Origin of the sequence: Rhodanobacter terrae (genome assembly GCF_042657005.1) — a bacterium.
Classification (GTDB): domain Bacteria; phylum Pseudomonadota; class Gammaproteobacteria; order Xanthomonadales; family Rhodanobacteraceae; genus Rhodanobacter; species Rhodanobacter terrae.
In genome coordinates, this window is the sequence record NZ_JBHSNG010000008.1 from 118,154 (window position 1) to 132,957 (window position 14,804).

The following is a 14,804-nucleotide window of genomic DNA, read 5'->3' on the forward strand; positions in this document are numbered from 1 at the left end:
GGGGTGGCTGCTACGATGCACGCTTGCCATTGCGGATGTCACCATCCATGCCCCTGCCCGCCATCGAACGCGAAACCGCCTCCGACCCGCGCTACAGCATCATCTGGCTGCATGGCCTGGGTGCCGACGGCAACGACTTCGCGCCGATCGTGCCGGAGCTGGTCGACCCGGCATGGCCGCCGCTGCGTTTCGTGTTTCCGCACGCGCCGGTGCGGCCGGTGACGATCAACAACGGCTTGTCGATGCGCGCGTGGTATGACATCGCCGCGTTCGATCTCCATGCGCGACAGGACGAGGCCGGCATGCGCGCGTCGATCGGCGAGGTGGAAACCCTGATCGCCCGGGAGCGCGGCCGCGGCGTGCCCAGCGAACACATTCTCCTGGCCGGCTTCTCCCAGGGCGGAGCGATCGCGCTGGCCGCCGGACTGCGTCATCCGGAGAGGCTGGGCGGCATCATCGCGTTGTCGACCTATCTGCCGCTGCTCGCGACGCTGGCCGGCGAACGCCACGCGGCGAACGCCGCGTTGCCGATCTTCTGGGGCCACGGCACGCTCGATCCCGTGGTGATCCTGCAGCGCGGCACCGACTCGCGCGATCTGCTGCAATCGCTGGGCTACACGGTGGACTGGCATATCTATCCGATGGCCCACTCGGTCTGCGCCGAAGAGATCGGCGACCTGCGCCGCTGGCTCGGCCAGCGGCTGGCGTAAGCCGCGCCCGCATGCGGCATACTTGCCCGCATGCGCGACCAGACGCCCAGCCGCGGCCCGCGCGGCCGCATCGAACACAGCCCGTTGCCGGACTTCTGCGAGCTGCCGGCGTTGTTCGCGCTGCTGGTGGTGGGCGCGCTGACCGTGACCGTGATGTGGCTGGCACACGACGACCCGCGCGACTGGTCCGCCTACAGCGTCAGCATGCTGTTCGTGACCTTGCTGGGCATGGTGGTGGCGGTAACGCTGTGCATGCTGCGGCCCTGGCTGCAGCGCCTGCCGAAGCACCTGCCCTATGTCGGCGTGTGGCTGCTGATCATGCTGATCGTGCTGGTCGCCAGCATCGTGGCGCACTGGTTCGATGGCGCGTTGCAGATGCACCTGGTGCGCAGCAGCCTGCGCGTGTTCGTGCGCGACAACGTGCTGGTCGCCGCTCTGCTCGGTACCGCGATGCTGCGCTACTTCTATGTGCTGGCACAGTGGCAGGCGCGGCTGGCGGCGGTGACCCGCGCCCAGGTCGAGGCGCTGCAGGCGCGCATCCGCCCGCATTTCCTGTTCAACAGCATGAATACGGTGGCCGCCCTGATCCGGGTCGACCCGGCCGCGGCCGAACGCACGGTGGAAGACCTGTCCGAACTGTTCCGCGCCGCGCTGGGCCAGCACGACACCGACGACGGCACCCTGGGCGACGAGCTGGCGCTGATCGATCGCTATCTGGCGATCGAACAACTTCGCCTCGGTGGACGCCTGCGCGTGCAGCGCGAGCTGGATGACCTGCCCGCCGACTTTCCGCTGCCGTGCCTGCTGCTGCAGCCGCTGGTGGAGAACGCGGTACGTCACGGCATCCAGCCGTTGCGCGAAGGCGGCGAGGTGATCCTGCGGGGACATCGCGACGGCCGCGGCATCCGCATCGAGATCAGCAACCCGCTGCCGGACACACCGGCCGAACCCGGCAACGGCCATGGACTGGACAGCGTGCGGCAGCGCATCGCCTACCGCTACGGCGCGCAGGCGAAAGCGCAGGCCGGACCGCAGGGCGGCCGCTTCGTGGTGCTGCTGCACCTGCCCGGACCAGCGCGATGATGCGCGTGCTGATCGTCGACGACGAGCCGCTGGCACGCGCGCGCCTGGCCGCGCTGCTGGGCGAGTGCGACGGCGTGGAGATCGTCGGCAGTGTGGGCGATGGCGAAACCGCGCTGGGCTCGCTGGAGGACCTGCAGCCGGACGTCCTGCTGCTGGACATCAACATGCCCGGCCTCAGCGGCACCGCACTGGCGCAACGATTGTCGGGGCGCACGCGGGCCCAGGTGATCTTCTGCACCGCCTACGAAGCACACGCGCTGCAGGCGTTCGAACTGGGCGCGGTCGATTACCTGCTCAAGCCGGTGCGGCTGGAACGGCTGCGCGACGCGCTGCAGCGTGCGCAACGACGCCTCGCCGATCAGCCGCGCGAGCCCGTCGCCTATCTGCGCGGCAGGATGCGCGGCGAACAGGTCCGCATCGCGCTCAACGAAGTGATCTGCCTGCTCGCCGACGAAAAGTACGTGGTGGTGAAGCACCGCCGCGGCGAACTGCTGATCGAGGAGTCACTGCGCCAGCTGGAGGAAGCCTACCCGGATCAACTGATACGCCTGCATCGCAACTGTGTGGTGCCACCCCCGCGCCTGCTCGGCATCAAGACCCTCGCCGACGGCCGCGTACTGGCACGCCTGGACGGCACCGAACTCAGCCCCGAGATCAGCCGGCGCAATTTGCCGGCCGTAAGGAAGTTGTTGCGGCTGGGGTGAATATGCACGGGCTGTTGCGAACGATTTTGCCGTTTGAGCGGTGCGCTTCGGAATTGAATTCGCACCGGTCCGGCACGGTTCGTGCAGTCGGCCCGAATCCACCTCGGCTAGACAAGCGGCTTGTTTCAATGGGCTTCAGATCACCCATCCCTGGAGTCACCATGAACCATCAATTCAAAGTCGGCGATCACGTGCGCTGGAATTCCGAAGCCGGGCATGTGAGCGGAAAGATCATCAAGGTGCATACGCGCGACATCGACTACAAGGGCCACATGCATCGATGCAGCGAAGATGATCCGCAGTACGAAATCAGGAGCGACAAGACGGATCACATCGCCATGCACAAGGGCGCGGCGCTGCACAAGGTCGACTGAGATGCCAGACGACCCCGCCACGATCTGGACGATCGGTCATTCGACCCGCACGCTGGAGGAGTTTCTCGGTCTGCTGTCCGAATACCGGATCGAGGCGATCGCCGACGTGCGCAGGTTTCCCGGTTCGCGCCGCTATCCGCATTTCGCTCGCGACGCGCTGGCCGAAACTCTGCCGGCTCACGACATCGCCTACCAATGGATCCCCAAGCTCGGCGGCCGGCGCAGGGTGCAGCCGGGTTCGCCCAACTACGCGTGGCGCAATGCCTCGTTCCGGGGGTATGCCGACCACCTGGCCAGCGCCGAGTTTGCCGAGGGGTTGCAGGAACTGCTGATACTGGCAGCGGCCAGGCGCACCGCGCTGATGTGCGCCGAGGCCGTGTGGTGGAGCTGCCATCGCTCGCTGATCGCCGACGTATTGAAGCTGCGCGGCATCGAGGTGACCCACATCATCGATGCCACGCACAGCACGGCGCATCCGTACACCTCGCCGGCGCGCATCGTGGATGGGAGATTGAGCTACGCATTGCCCCGACGCGACCCGCCCCAACCCGCACCGTACCCCCACGTGTAGGAGCCCGCTCGCGGGCGATGCCCTTGCTCTGATGGCGGTAGGAAAGATCGAAACTGGAGCATCGCCCGCTAGCGAGCTCCTACTCCAGAGGACGATCGCCGGCGCGCATCGTGGATGGGAGATTGAGCTACGCGTTGCCCCAACGCGACCCGCCCCAACCCGCACCGCACCCCCACGTGTAGGAGCCCGCTGGCGGGCGATGCCGTTGCTCTGATGGCGGTAGGAAAAATCAAAACTGGAGCATCGCCCGCTAGCGGGCTCCTACCCCGGAGGACGATCGCCGGCGCGCATCGTGGATGGGAGATTGAGCTACGCATTGCCCCGACGCGACCCGCCCCAACCCCCGCAGCGCACCCCCACGTGTAGGAGCCCGCTGGCGGGCGATGCCGTTGCTCTGATGGCGGTAGGAAAGATCGAAACTGGAGCATCGCCCGCTAGCGGGCTCCTACCCCGGAGGACGATCGCCGGCGCGCATCGTGGATGGGAGATTGAGCTACGCATTGCCCCGACGCGACCCGCCCCAACCCCCGCAGCGCGCCCCCACGTGTAGGAGCCCGCTGGCGGGCGATGCCGTTGCTCTGATGGCGGTAGGAAAAATCAAAACTGGAGCATCGCCCGCTAGCGGGCTCCTACGGGAGATCGGGGCGCTGCTCGCCCTACTCCTTCTTGATCGCGTGCCCGCCGAACTCGTTGCGCATCGAGGACAGCAGTTTGTCGGCGAACGAGTCGTCGTCGCGCGAGCGGAAGCGCTCCATCAACGACAAGGTGATCACCGGCGCGGGTACGTTGAGTTCGAGTGCGGCGTCGACGGTCCAGCGGCCTTCGCCGGAATCGACGACGTAGGGTGCGATGCCATCCATGTTCGGGTTCTTGCCGAGGGCGTCGGTGGTCAGGTCGAGCAGCCATGAACGCACCACGCTGCCGTAGCGCCATATCTCACCGACCTGGTGCAGGTCGAGGCCGAAATCCTGTTTGTGCCTGAGGATGGAGAAGCCCTCGGCATAAGCCTGCATCATGCCGTACTCGATGCCGTTGTGGACCATCTTGGTGTAGTGGCCGGAGCCGACCGGGCCGACCCGGCCCCAGCCCTGATCCTTGGCCGGCGCCAGCGTCTCGAAGATCGGCCGCAGCGCCTCGACGGCTTTCTCGTCGCCGCCGATCATCATGCTGTAGCCCTCCTTCAGGCCCCACACGCCGCCGCTGGTGCCGCAGTCGATGTAGCCCAGGCCGTGGTCGGCATACAGCTGCGCGCGGCGCAAACTGTCCTTGTAGTTCGAGTTGCCGCCGTCTATCACGGTGTCACCCTCGTCCAGCAGCGGCAACAGCGCGTCGACGGTGTCATCGGTGATCTTGCCGGCCGGTACCATCAGCCACACCACGCGCGGACTGGACAGCGCGCCGACCAGGGCTTCCAGCGATGTCGCCGGCGCAATGCCGTCGGCTTCGGCCGCCTTGCGCGCGTCGGCGTTCGGGTCGAAGCCGCTGACTTTGTGGCCGCCCTTGACCAGACGTTCCGCCATGTTGGCGCCCATGCGCCCCAGACCGATCATGCCGAGTTCCATAGTTGTCCTTGTGCTGAGAGAGTGCCGATGTGAAATAGGGAATTGTAGAGGCGCCACCGATTAAATCGGCGTGACAGAGGTGCGGTGCGGCGGTTCCTCAGCCTGCCAGCCAGCGACGCAGCCGCGCCCGGATGCGCGGGGTCAGTCGCGTGCGGTTGTAGGCATCGGCGGCGCAGCGGACCGCCTCGGCCTGCGTGGGATACGCGTGTATCACCCGCGATAGCGTGCGCAGGCCGATACCGGCCACCATCGCCAGCGTGACCTCACTGATCATGTCGCCGGCATGGCGCGCCACGATGGTGGCGCCCAGGATCTTGTCGGTGCGCTCCCTGACATGGACTTTCACGAAACCGCCATCCTCGCTGTCAGTCACCGAGCGATCGATCTCGTGCATCGGGATGGTGAATGTCTTCACCGGAATACCTTGCCGGTTCGCCTCGCGCACGTAGAGTCCGACATGGGCGATTTCCGGATCGGTATAAGTGCACCAGGGAATGACCAGGTCGCTCATCCGCTCGCGGCCGCGGAACAACGCGTTCTGCACCGCGATGCGTGCCGAGACCGTGGCGGTGTCGGTGTACTGGTGCTCCAGACAGACATCGCCGGCGGCATAGATGCGCGGATTGCTGGTGCACAGGAAATCATCGACACGGATGCCGTCGCCGGCCGCGTAGTCGACGCCGGCCGCTTCCAGATTCAGCCCCTCGACATTGGGCACGCGGCCGGTGCCGGCCAGGATCGCATCGACGGCGATCGTGTTGTGGTAATCGTCGCTGAGCAGGTCGATCCGCTTCTCCCCGTTCTCCACGCGCACCGTGACGGCCTGCGTGTTCAGCCGCACCTCGATACCGTCGCGCGCGAACGCTTCGGAAAGAATCTGCGCCGCGTCGCGCTCTTCCCGGTCGAGGAACAGCGGCATGTCCTGCACGATGGTGACTCGCGCACCGAGCCGGCTGAACGCCTGGGCGAGTTCGCAGCCGAGCGGGCCGCCGCCGATCACCAGCAGGCGGGACGGCAGCTCGGGGAGGTCGAATACGTTGGCGTTGGTCAGAAAGCCGGCTTCCCGCAGGCCGGAAATCGATGGAACCTGCGGACGCGCCCCGGTCGCGACCAGAGCCTTCCGGAAGCGCAGCTGGTCCCCGTTGACCGTCAAGCTGTCGGCCCCGGAAAACTCCACGTTGCCGAAGAACAGGTCGACCCCGGCCGCGAGCAGATGACGCACTGAATCGCCGCCGCTGAGATGGCTGCGGATGCGCCGGACGCGCTCCATCACGGCGGCGAAGTCGACCCGGATGTCGTCCGGGACCTGCGCGCCATAGCGGTTCGCATCGCGCATTTCGGCATACAGCCGCGAGGTGCGGATGATCGCCTTCGACGGCAAGCACCCCGTATTCAGGCAGGTGCCGCCAAGCAGATGGCGCTCGACCAGTGCCACTTTCACGCCCAGCGCGGCGGCGCATCGTGCGGCAGCGAGACCGGCGGCACCGCCGCCGACGATCACCAGCTGGTAGCAGCTCGCAGGCCTGGGATTGCTCCACACGTCAGGATGCAGATTGGCGGCGCGCTCGCGCTCGTATGCATCCTGCGGTGTGCGTGGCGAAGCATCGATAGGCAGCGACATCAGCCTGCTCCATTGGGAATCGCATGCCGGAGCCAGCCGTCGCGAAAGCCCGCGCAACCCAGCCCACTGCGGATATACGGACAGTCGCGCATCAGCCGCCAGGGCAGCCCGCTGCGATGGTTCTCTATCATCAGCAGCACGATGCCCTGGTCCAGGCCGTAGTGCCCCGCGGAAATCCACGCAGACCCGTCGACCTCGGCAACTGAGGGGTTGAAGCTGCTGGCGAACCGGTCCGCGGTCAGCATTTCCGGGTAGCGCGCCATCATGTTGCGCACGTCGCTCAGGATGATCTCCGGCGCGAACGGCAGCGAGGCCAGCACGGACGGCGCCGACAAGGTGCCGTCGTCCGGCCCGTACGGCACGCCACGGGCGGCATAACCGAACAGGCGGCGCCTTTCGTTGGATACATCCGGCAGCTCATCGCTGGGACCGTCGCAGGCGGTCAGTCCCCAACAGTCGATATCGTAGCCGGCGAATCCGTGCGGATTGCGCTGTGCGTACTCGCGCTGAATCAGCACGGCGCGCCGGCTGTTCTCGAAATAATCCGAGCGCTTCTCACACATGAAGCCGTCGCGGATGCCGCGAAAATCTATCCACGCATGCGAGAACTGATGCACGAACAGCGGGCCTGCGTAGAGATAGTCGTAGTCGTACAGGTTTTCCCACTGGTAGGTGGCCGTCCACGCCTTGTAGCAATCGCCGCGGATCGGATGGGTGGGTGAACCCATGGCCAGCACGTACAACAGGATCGCTTCGCTGTAGCCCTCCCAGCCGTAATGCAGGAATCCGCACTCGGGTTTCCAGCCTTGCCGGATGGTATCGCCCTCATCCTGCGCCCAGCGCCAGTCGATGCGCCAATACAGGAAATCCGCCAACTCACGCAGCTCGGCCTCATCCGGCGTATCGGCGGTGAAATATGCGCTCGCGGCGAGCACGCCGGCGATCAGCAACGCAGTGTCGATCATCGACAGCTCCGACTGCCAGACGCGGGCACCGGTGTGGATATCGAGGAAATGGTAGTAGAAGCCGGCGAAACCGGTCGCCGTGGGGCTGCCGCTCTGGTCGCTGTCACGGAAGAAGCGCAGCGCCGCGAGGCAGCGCCGCACCGCATCCCCGCGTTCCATCCAGCCCCGCTCCACCGCCACCGGATACGACGTCAGCGCGAAGCCGACCACCGCGATGCTGACGGGCGAGTTGTCACGCGAGGTATCGGCTACGAGGCCGTTGCGCGGATTCATGTTCTGCAGGAAATAATCGAACGCGGCGCGCTCCAGCCGATCGAGCAAGGCCTCGTTCGTGAGAGCGCAAAGCCGAGACATCCGCGACTCCACGCCGGCTCAAGCCGCGGCAGTCGATGACGGGCCGCCGCGCGGTGCACCATGCCTGCGGCATGACGGCCGGCGTGCCAAAGTGGGGTTGAAACGCCCGTGCTGTCTGCTTCGGTCATTCATCGCGCTATCCTACTCTGCCGTGGGGTGAAGCCCAGGTCGACGCGTTGACGCGACGGATGCCGATACAGGCGCATGCTGATAGCTCAGCGCCAACCGACGAGACACCCATGCCATCCGCTTCTTCCCGCACCATCGACGCACGCCAGCACGCCCTGCTATCGAACGGCAGTTACAGCGTCATGCTGGGCAGCAGCGGTTCCGGCTACAGCCAGTGGCGCGATCTGGCGGTCACGCGCTGGCGCGAGGATCCCACCGGCGACGGCTGGGGCAGCTACCTGCTGCTGCGCGACGAGGACAGCGGCGAGGCGTGGTCGGCTTCACTGCAACCGTATGGCGTGCGCACACCGGACGACGCGGTATCGTTCAGCGCCGGGTGCGCCAGCTTCGGACGCCGGCACCATAGCCTGCACAGCATGCTGGACGTGGCGGTGGCCGTCGATGCCGACATCGAACTGCGTCGGCTCACACTGAGCAATCACGGCGACCGCACGCGCACGTTGTCGCTGACCTCGTATGCCGAGCTGGTGATCGGCCCGAGCGGCGCCGACAACGCGCATCCGGCCTTCTCCAAGATGTTCGTGCAGACCGAGTGGGACGCCGCACACGGCATGCTGCTGGCCACCCGGCGCCGGCGCGCGAACGGCGAGACCGAGGTATGGGCGGCTCAGGCATTGCAGATCGCGGGACAGCCCGCCGATGCCGCGCCCGAATATGAAACCGACCGGTCGCGCTTTCTCGGTCGCGGCAACACGCTGCGTCAGGCGCAGGCGATGCAGCCGGGCGCTGCCTTGTCGAACACCAGCGGCTGCGTGCTCGATCCGGTCTTCAGCCTGCGCCGGCGCATCACGCTCGGACCCAACAGCAGTGTGACCGTGCTGCTGTGGACGCAGCTGGCCGACTCGCGCGATGGCGCGCTGGCACTGAGCGCACGGCTGGAAAGTGCGGATGCGGCCGAGTCGCTGTTCGCCGGTGCGGTGAAGCATGCCGAGGCCGGACAACAGCGGCTGGGCATCGATGCCGCCCTGCTCGCACGCTTTGCATATTGGATGAGCGCCGTGGTGAACAGCGATCCTGGCCAGCGGCCCGCGCCGAATGTGCTGGCGCGCGGCCGCGGTGGTCCACCCACACTGTGGGCCGCTGGCATCTCCGGCGATCGCCCGATCGTGCTATGCCGTCTCAGCAGCGACGCCGGACTGCCGCCCGTGCAGGAGCTGCTATTGGCACAGCACTACTGGCGCGGCCAGCGGCTGGCCGTCGACGTGGTGCTGCTGAATACGGCCGACGGTGCCGATGGCGACGCGCTGCACAGCGCGCTCACGGCGCTGGCGAGCACGCAACAGGCTCAGCTGAAAGCCGACGACCGGCTGCCCAAGGCCGAGCTGTTCGCACTGCGCGACGACGCGATCGACGACGACTTGCGCAGCGGCCTGCTGACCGTCGCCCGGGTCGTACTGGACGATGCCGCGACGGAGCCTGTTGCCGCGGAACCCGCACCCACCGCCATCGCGCCGGCGATCATCCGCACGAGTACGCCAGCTTCCGTGGCAGCCGTGCCAATCTCCGGCGAACTGGAATTCGCCAACGGTATCGGCGGATTCACCGATGCCGGTCGCGCCTATGAGATCAACCTCGACGACAAGCGCGGCACGCCGGCGCCATGGGTGAACGTCATCGCGAATCCCGCGTTCGGCTTTCTGGTCTCGGCCGAAGGCGGCGGTTACGCTTGGTCGCTGAACAGCCAGCAGAACCCGCTGACGCCGTGGTCGAACGATCCGGTCAGCGACGTTCCGCATGACGTGCTGTATCTGCGCGATGAGGATACCGGCGTGCTGTGGAGTGCCACGGCGCTGCCGATCCGGGTAGCCGGCGCCACATACAAAACCACCCACGGCAAGGGCTGGACGCGTTTCGAGCATGATGCGAACGGCATCGGGCTGGAGCTGATTCAGTGCGTGCCGACGACCGACTCGATCAAGCTGTCGCGGCTGCGCCTGTACAATCGCTCGACGCGCACACGCCGGCTGTCGGTCACCGGCTATGTCGAGTGGGCACTGGGTGCGAATGGCACCACGCCGGCACCGTATGTGATCACCACGCGCGATGAAGCCACCGGTGCGTTGTTCGCGCGCAATCGGTGGCGGCCGGATTTCGGCGATCGCGTGGCGTTCGTCGATCTGGCGGGAGTGCAGCATTCGATGAGCGGCGATCGCCGCGATTTTCTCGGCCCGCTCGGCAGCGTCGCGCAGCCCGCCGCGCTGCGTGACGACGCACCGCTGCCGGGCCGGCTCGGTGCCGCGCCGGATCCCTGCGGTGCGCTGCAGACGCGCATCGAACTGCCGCCGAACACGCAGATCGACCTGGTCTTCATGCTCGGCGATGCGGCCGATGAAGCCGTCGCACGCGCCTTGATCGAAAAGTATCGCGCGGCGGATATCGACGGCGTGCTGGCCGACATCGCCACGCAATGGAACGACGTGCTCGATACGCTGCAGGTGCGTACGCCGGATCGCGCCATGGACATCCTGCTCAACGACTGGTTGCTGTACCAGGTGCAGGCCTGCCGGTTGTGGGCGCGCACGGCCTACTACCAGGCCAGCGGCGCTTACGGTTTCCGCGACCAGCTGCAGGACGTGATGGCCCTGTGCGTGAGCCGCCCCGATCTGGCTCGCGAGCACCTGCTGCGCGCAGCCGGGCGCCAGTTTGTCGAAGGCGACGTGCAGCACTGGTGGCTGCCGCCGAGTGGCCAGGGCATCCGCACGAAGATCAGCGACGACCGCATCTGGCTCGCCTATGTCGCCATGCACTATGCCGGCGTGACCGGCGATGCCTCGGTGTTGGACCAGGTCCTGTCGTTCCTCGCGGGCCAGCCGATTCCCGAGGGCGCTACCGATGCGTTCTTCCAGCCGTCCATTTCGGACCAGCGCGTCACGGTATACGAACATTGCGCCCGCGCGCTCGACACCAGCCTCACCCGCGGCGCGCATGGCCTGCCGTTGATCGGCACCGGCGACTGGAACGACGGCATGAATGCGGTGGGCGAACAAGGCCGCGGCGAAAGCAGCTGGCTGGGCTGGCTCCTGCTCTGTGCGATCGACGCGTTCGCGCCGTTTGCCCAGGCGCGCGGCGAAGACGAACGTGCGCAGCGATGGCGCGACTACGCCGTGGATCTGCGCGCGGCGCTGGAACGTGCCTGGGACGGCCAGTGGTATCGCCGCGGTTATTACGACGACGGCACGCCGCTCGGCTCGCACAAGAACGACGAATGCCGCATCGACACCATCGCGCAGTCGTGGAGCGTGCTGGCCGGCGCCGACGACGCACGGCACGCGGCGCAGGCGATGGCATCGGTCGACCGGCTGCTGGTGGATCGCGCCGACCGGATCGCCCGCCTGTTCACCCCGCCGTTCGACCATGGCACGCAGAACCCCGGCTACATCAAGGGCTACCCGCCCGGCGTGCGCGAGAACGGCGGCCAGTACACGCACGGGGCGACCTGGTCGATCTTCGCCTGGGCGAAGCTCGGCGACGGCGACCGTGCCGCCGGGCTGTTCGACCTGCTCAATCCGATCCATCACAGCGATAGCGCCGAAGCGGCGGCGCGCTACAAGGTGGAACCTTATGTGGTCAGTGCCGACGTCTATTCCGTCGCGCCGCACATCGGCCGCGGCGGCTGGACCTGGTACACCGGCTCGGCCGCATGGCTTTATCGCGCCGGGCTGGAAGCGGTGCTCGGCTTCCTACCGCAAGGCGACAGCCTGCGGATCGATCCATGTATTCCCAGGGACTGGCCAGGTTTCCAGATCGTCTATCGCTATCAGGGCACGCGACACACGAGCCGCTACGAGATAACCGTGTCGAATCCGGCCAGGGTCTGCCGTGGCGTGACCCATATTGAATTGGACGGCCAAACGCTGGTCATCGATGCCCCCATCAAGCTGCTTGACGATGGCCGGATCCACCTGCTGCACATCACTCTCGGCTGACCGCACGCGCGTCGTTGCCGTAGGAGCCCACTCGTGGGCGATGCTTTTCCATGGAAAGAGCAATCGCCCCCCAGTGGGCTCCTACAAAGAGCCTCGACCGTGCGGGCTAGTGGCGACGCGTGCGTGAGGCGCCGAGTTTGCGGGTGAGTGTGTTGCGTCCCACGCCAAGCGCCTGCGCCGCGTTCTGGCGGTGGCCTTCGTTGGCCTGCAGTGCCGCCTGCAGCAGTGTCTGGTCCAGCGCTTCGCGGGCGCGGGCATGGATGTCCGCCTCGCCACCGGTCAGCGCCTCGACCGCCCACTCCCGCAATGCGTCCGTCCACTCCCCGCCGCTGGGCGCGTGCGCGCTGCTGCCGAGGTCGGCGGGCAGGATTTCGCTGCCTGGCGCGATCACCGCCAGCCGGCGGCACAGGTTTTCCAGCTCGCGCACGTTGCCCGGGTAATCGCGCTGCGCAACCAGTTTCAACGCGGCCCGAGAGAAACGTTTCGGTGGCAGTTTCAGCTCATGCGCGGTGGCCGCGAGGAAATGTTGTGCCAGCAACGGAATGTCGCTGCGCCGCGTGCGCAGCGACGGCAGCTCGATGCGCACCACGTCGAGGCGATGCATCAGATCGGCGCGGAACTGCCCGGCGGCCACGCGCAGCGCGAGATCCTGATGCGTGGCGGCGACGATGCGCACGTTGCAGCGGATCAACTCGCGCCCGCCGACGCGATAGAACTCACCGCCGGCCAGCACGCGCAACAGGCGGGTCTGCAGCACCAGCGGCATGTCGCCGATCTCGTCGAGAAACAGCGTGCCGCCTTCGGCCTGCTCGAAGCGGCCGGCAACGCGGCGCGTCGCTCCGGTGAACGCGCCGGCCTCGTGGCCGAACAGCTCGCTCTCCAGCAGCTCGCTGGGGATCGCCGCGGTATTCAATGCGATGAAAGGCTTGCCGCTGCGCGCGCTTTCCACGTGCAACGCCCGCGCGACCAGCTCCTTGCCGGTGCCGGTTTCGCCGGTGATCAGCACGTTGAGGTCGCTGGCGGCGACGCGGCCGATCAGCCGGAACACTTCGCGCATCGCCGCGCTCTCGCCCAGCAGCGCGTGTTCGGGCGCGACGACGTGGTTGCCGGTCACCGTCGGCGCCGCGACACTGGCCAACGCGCGCTGCACCGACGCCACCGCGTGATCGAGATCGAACGGCTTGGCCAGATAGTCCACCGCGCCGGCGCGGTAGGCTGCCGCGGTGGTGGCCACGTCGGTATACGCACTCATCACGATCACCGGGCCGATCGCCAGCGCCTGCAGTTCGGTGAGCAGGGCCAGCCCATCCTCGCCCGGCATGCGCACGTCGGTGAGCAGCAACGCGGGCCGCGTGTCGCGCAATGCCGCGCGCACACCGGCCACTTCGCCGAACTCGCGCACCGTCAGGCCCGCATCGCGCAAGGCTTCGGCCAGCACGAAACGCACCCCGCGATCATCGTCGACGATCCAGATTTCTTCAGTCATGGGTACGCTCCAGCGGCAGGTACAGCGAGAACACCGTGTGGCCGGGGCGGCTGCTGTAGCGCAGCTCTCCGCCGTGTTCGTGGGCGATTTCGCGCGATAGCGCCAGGCCCAGGCCGCTGCCGTCGGCACGGCCGGAGACCAGCGGCTGGAACAGCGTATCGCGCAGTGCGGCGGGCACGCCGGGACCATCGTCGATGACGTCCACCCGCAGCGCCATGCGCAGCATCCGCTCGCGCACGCGCAGTCCGTGCTCGACCCGCGTGCGCATCGTCAGCGTACGCGCGCCGGCCTCCAGTGCGTTGCGCGCCAGGTTCAGCAGGATCTGCTGCAAGCGGTCGGCGTCGCCGTGCAGGTCGGGTACGCTGGGATCGTAGTCGTGGCGCAGCTGCGGCGGCGCGGGTTCAGCCAGCAGCAGATCGCACAACCGTTCCAGCAGGCGATGAACGTTGACCGGGCCGAGCTGCGCCGCGCCATCGTGATGCAGCAAGCGGTTCGCCAGCGTGCCGAGCCGGTCCGCCTCGTCGATGATCATGCCGGCCAGCGCCTGCAGATCCTCGTTGTCTACCCGTCGCTGCAGCAGCTGCGCGGCACCGCGCAAACCGGCCAGCGGGTTCTTCACCTCGTGCGCGAAGCCGCGCAAGGTGGCCGACAGCGGCGAGCCCGTCGACCGCGGCTCGGCCAGCACGTGCACTTCCAGCAGCAGGCCATCCCCGAACGGCTGCAGCGCGATGTCCGCGCTGACTTCGCGGCCATCGGCCGCAGCCAGCGCCACCCCGCGCCACTGCGCCGGCCGCTGCTCCGCAAGCACCTTGCTGGCCTGCAGCACGCCCTCGTCCGCATCGTCCAGCAACAGCCCGAGCGGCTGCCCCACCGCGTTGCGGAAACCCAGCTCGAGACATTCGATCAGGGCGGGGTTGAGCCAGCACAGGCGCAGCTCCGCGTCGACCAGGGCCACCCCGGTCGCCATCTGCTCCGCCCACACCCGCCACGACTGATCGCTCATTGCACCATCATGGACAATGTCTCGTCTTGGTGCAAATCGACTTCCGGCGGGCGAGCGGCTCCTGACGGCAATTTGGACAGAACTCCAAAGTTTGTAGGTCAAACACAAACTTTGGAGAACGGGCCGCTTACAAACTTTGGAGTTTCGACCTCAACCGTCGCTTGTCGACCCCTATGCGCAGGTCGCAACTATGCGCAGTTGATCGTCGCGGGTGCCGCCAGCCCCTTGCGCAATGCGGTTGGAGCTGGACGCACCT

Annotated in this window: 11 protein-coding genes; 6 read left to right on the top strand and 5 right to left on the bottom strand. The window is 67.1% G+C overall.

The features are described from left to right. Nucleotides 1-47: 47 nt before the first annotated feature. The 5 genes from ACFPPB_RS09830 to ACFPPB_RS09850 all read left to right on the top strand — a co-directional run bounded on the left by ACFPPB_RS09830 (nt 48) and on the right by ACFPPB_RS09850 (nt 3,442). Nucleotides 48-710: an alpha/beta hydrolase gene (locus ACFPPB_RS09830; RefSeq protein WP_377326585.1), complete on the top strand. Its 663-nt coding sequence runs from the start codon at nt 48-50 to the stop codon at nt 708-710. 30 nt (nt 711-740) lie between these two features. Beyond that, a complete protein-coding gene (locus tag ACFPPB_RS09835) occupies nt 741-1,793 on the top strand; it encodes a sensor histidine kinase (RefSeq protein ID WP_377326586.1) in 1,053 nt (350 codons plus the stop codon). Beyond that, nucleotides 1,793-2,497, top strand: a complete 705-nt coding sequence (locus ACFPPB_RS09840; protein WP_377326622.1) for a LytR/AlgR family response regulator transcription factor — start codon at nt 1,793-1,795, stop codon at nt 2,495-2,497. Before ACFPPB_RS09835 ends, ACFPPB_RS09840 begins: the two co-directional genes overlap by 1 nt. Nucleotides 2,498-2,658: 161 nt before the next feature. Further along, on the top strand, nt 2,659-2,871 hold the full coding sequence (locus ACFPPB_RS09845; protein WP_377326587.1) for a hypervirulence associated TUDOR domain-containing protein: 213 nt from the start codon (nt 2,659-2,661) through the stop codon (nt 2,869-2,871). A gap of 1 nt (nt 2,872) precedes the next feature. Continuing rightward, complete coding sequence (locus ACFPPB_RS09850) at nt 2,873-3,442, top strand: DUF488 domain-containing protein (protein WP_377326588.1); 570 nt, start codon at nt 2,873-2,875, stop codon at nt 3,440-3,442. Between the two features lie 656 nt (nt 3,443-4,098). Here ACFPPB_RS09850 and gnd read toward each other — a convergent pair. The 3 genes from gnd to ACFPPB_RS09865 all read right to left on the bottom strand — a co-directional run bounded on the left by gnd (nt 4,099) and on the right by ACFPPB_RS09865 (nt 7,944). Next, on the bottom strand, nt 4,099-5,004 hold the full coding sequence (gnd, locus tag ACFPPB_RS09855; protein WP_377326589.1) for a phosphogluconate dehydrogenase (NAD(+)-dependent, decarboxylating): 906 nt from the start codon (nt 5,002-5,004) through the stop codon (nt 4,099-4,101). Nucleotides 5,005-5,101: 97 nt separating this feature from the next. Beyond that, nucleotides 5,102-6,625, bottom strand: a complete 1,524-nt coding sequence (locus ACFPPB_RS09860; RefSeq protein WP_377326590.1) for a mercuric reductase — start codon at nt 6,623-6,625, stop codon at nt 5,102-5,104. Next, nucleotides 6,625-7,944, bottom strand: a complete 1,320-nt coding sequence (locus tag ACFPPB_RS09865; protein ID WP_377326591.1) for a glucoamylase family protein — start codon at nt 7,942-7,944, stop codon at nt 6,625-6,627. The genes ACFPPB_RS09860 and ACFPPB_RS09865 overlap by 1 nt, the downstream gene beginning before the upstream one ends. Nucleotides 7,945-8,183: 239 nt before the next feature. On the opposite strand from ACFPPB_RS09865, the gene ACFPPB_RS09870 reads away from it, so the two are divergent. Continuing rightward, on the top strand, nt 8,184-12,059 hold the full coding sequence (locus ACFPPB_RS09870) for a GH36-type glycosyl hydrolase domain-containing protein (protein ID WP_377326592.1): 3,876 nt from the start codon (nt 8,184-8,186) through the stop codon (nt 12,057-12,059). A 106-nt stretch (nt 12,060-12,165) separates the two neighbouring features. Here ACFPPB_RS09870 and ntrC read toward each other — a convergent pair whose 3' ends face one another. Next, nucleotides 12,166-13,545 (bottom strand): nitrogen regulation protein NR(I), encoded by a 1,380-nt coding sequence (gene ntrC / locus ACFPPB_RS09875; RefSeq protein ID WP_377326593.1) that lies wholly within the window; start codon nt 13,543-13,545, stop codon nt 12,166-12,168. After that, nucleotides 13,538-14,548 carry a two-component system sensor histidine kinase NtrB gene (locus ACFPPB_RS09880; RefSeq protein WP_377326594.1) on the bottom strand — a complete coding sequence of 337 codons (1,011 nt, stop codon included), beginning with the start codon at nt 14,546-14,548 and terminating at the stop codon, nt 13,538-13,540. Before ACFPPB_RS09880 ends, ntrC begins: the two co-directional genes overlap by 8 nt. Between the last annotated feature and the right edge of the window lie 256 nt (nt 14,549-14,804).

Excerpts from the sequence above, each read along its gene's own strand:
- ACFPPB_RS09860 (WP_377326590.1), bottom strand. The coding sequence starts at position 6,625 with ATGTCGCTGCCTATCGATGCTTCGCCACGCACACCGCAGGATGCATAC.
- gnd (WP_377326589.1), bottom strand. The coding sequence starts at position 5,004 with ATGGAACTCGGCATGATCGGTCTGGGGCGCATGGGCGCCAACATGGCG.
- ACFPPB_RS09840 (WP_377326622.1), top strand. The coding sequence starts at position 1,793 with ATGCGCGTGCTGATCGTCGACGACGAGCCGCTGGCACGCGCGCGCCTG.
- ACFPPB_RS09880 (WP_377326594.1), bottom strand. The coding sequence starts at position 14,548 with ATGAGCGATCAGTCGTGGCGGGTGTGGGCGGAGCAGATGGCGACCGGG.
- ntrC (WP_377326593.1), bottom strand. The coding sequence starts at position 13,545 with ATGACTGAAGAAATCTGGATCGTCGACGATGATCGCGGGGTGCGTTTC.
- ACFPPB_RS09865 (WP_377326591.1), bottom strand. The coding sequence starts at position 7,944 with ATGTCTCGGCTTTGCGCTCTCACGAACGAGGCCTTGCTCGATCGGCTG.
- ACFPPB_RS09835 (WP_377326586.1), top strand. The coding sequence starts at position 741 with ATGCGCGACCAGACGCCCAGCCGCGGCCCGCGCGGCCGCATCGAACAC.
- ACFPPB_RS09845 (WP_377326587.1), top strand. The coding sequence starts at position 2,659 with ATGAACCATCAATTCAAAGTCGGCGATCACGTGCGCTGGAATTCCGAA.
- ACFPPB_RS09830 (WP_377326585.1), top strand. The coding sequence starts at position 48 with ATGCCCCTGCCCGCCATCGAACGCGAAACCGCCTCCGACCCGCGCTAC.
- ACFPPB_RS09850 (WP_377326588.1), top strand. The coding sequence starts at position 2,873 with ATGCCAGACGACCCCGCCACGATCTGGACGATCGGTCATTCGACCCGC.
- ACFPPB_RS09870 (WP_377326592.1), top strand. The coding sequence starts at position 8,184 with ATGCCATCCGCTTCTTCCCGCACCATCGACGCACGCCAGCACGCCCTG.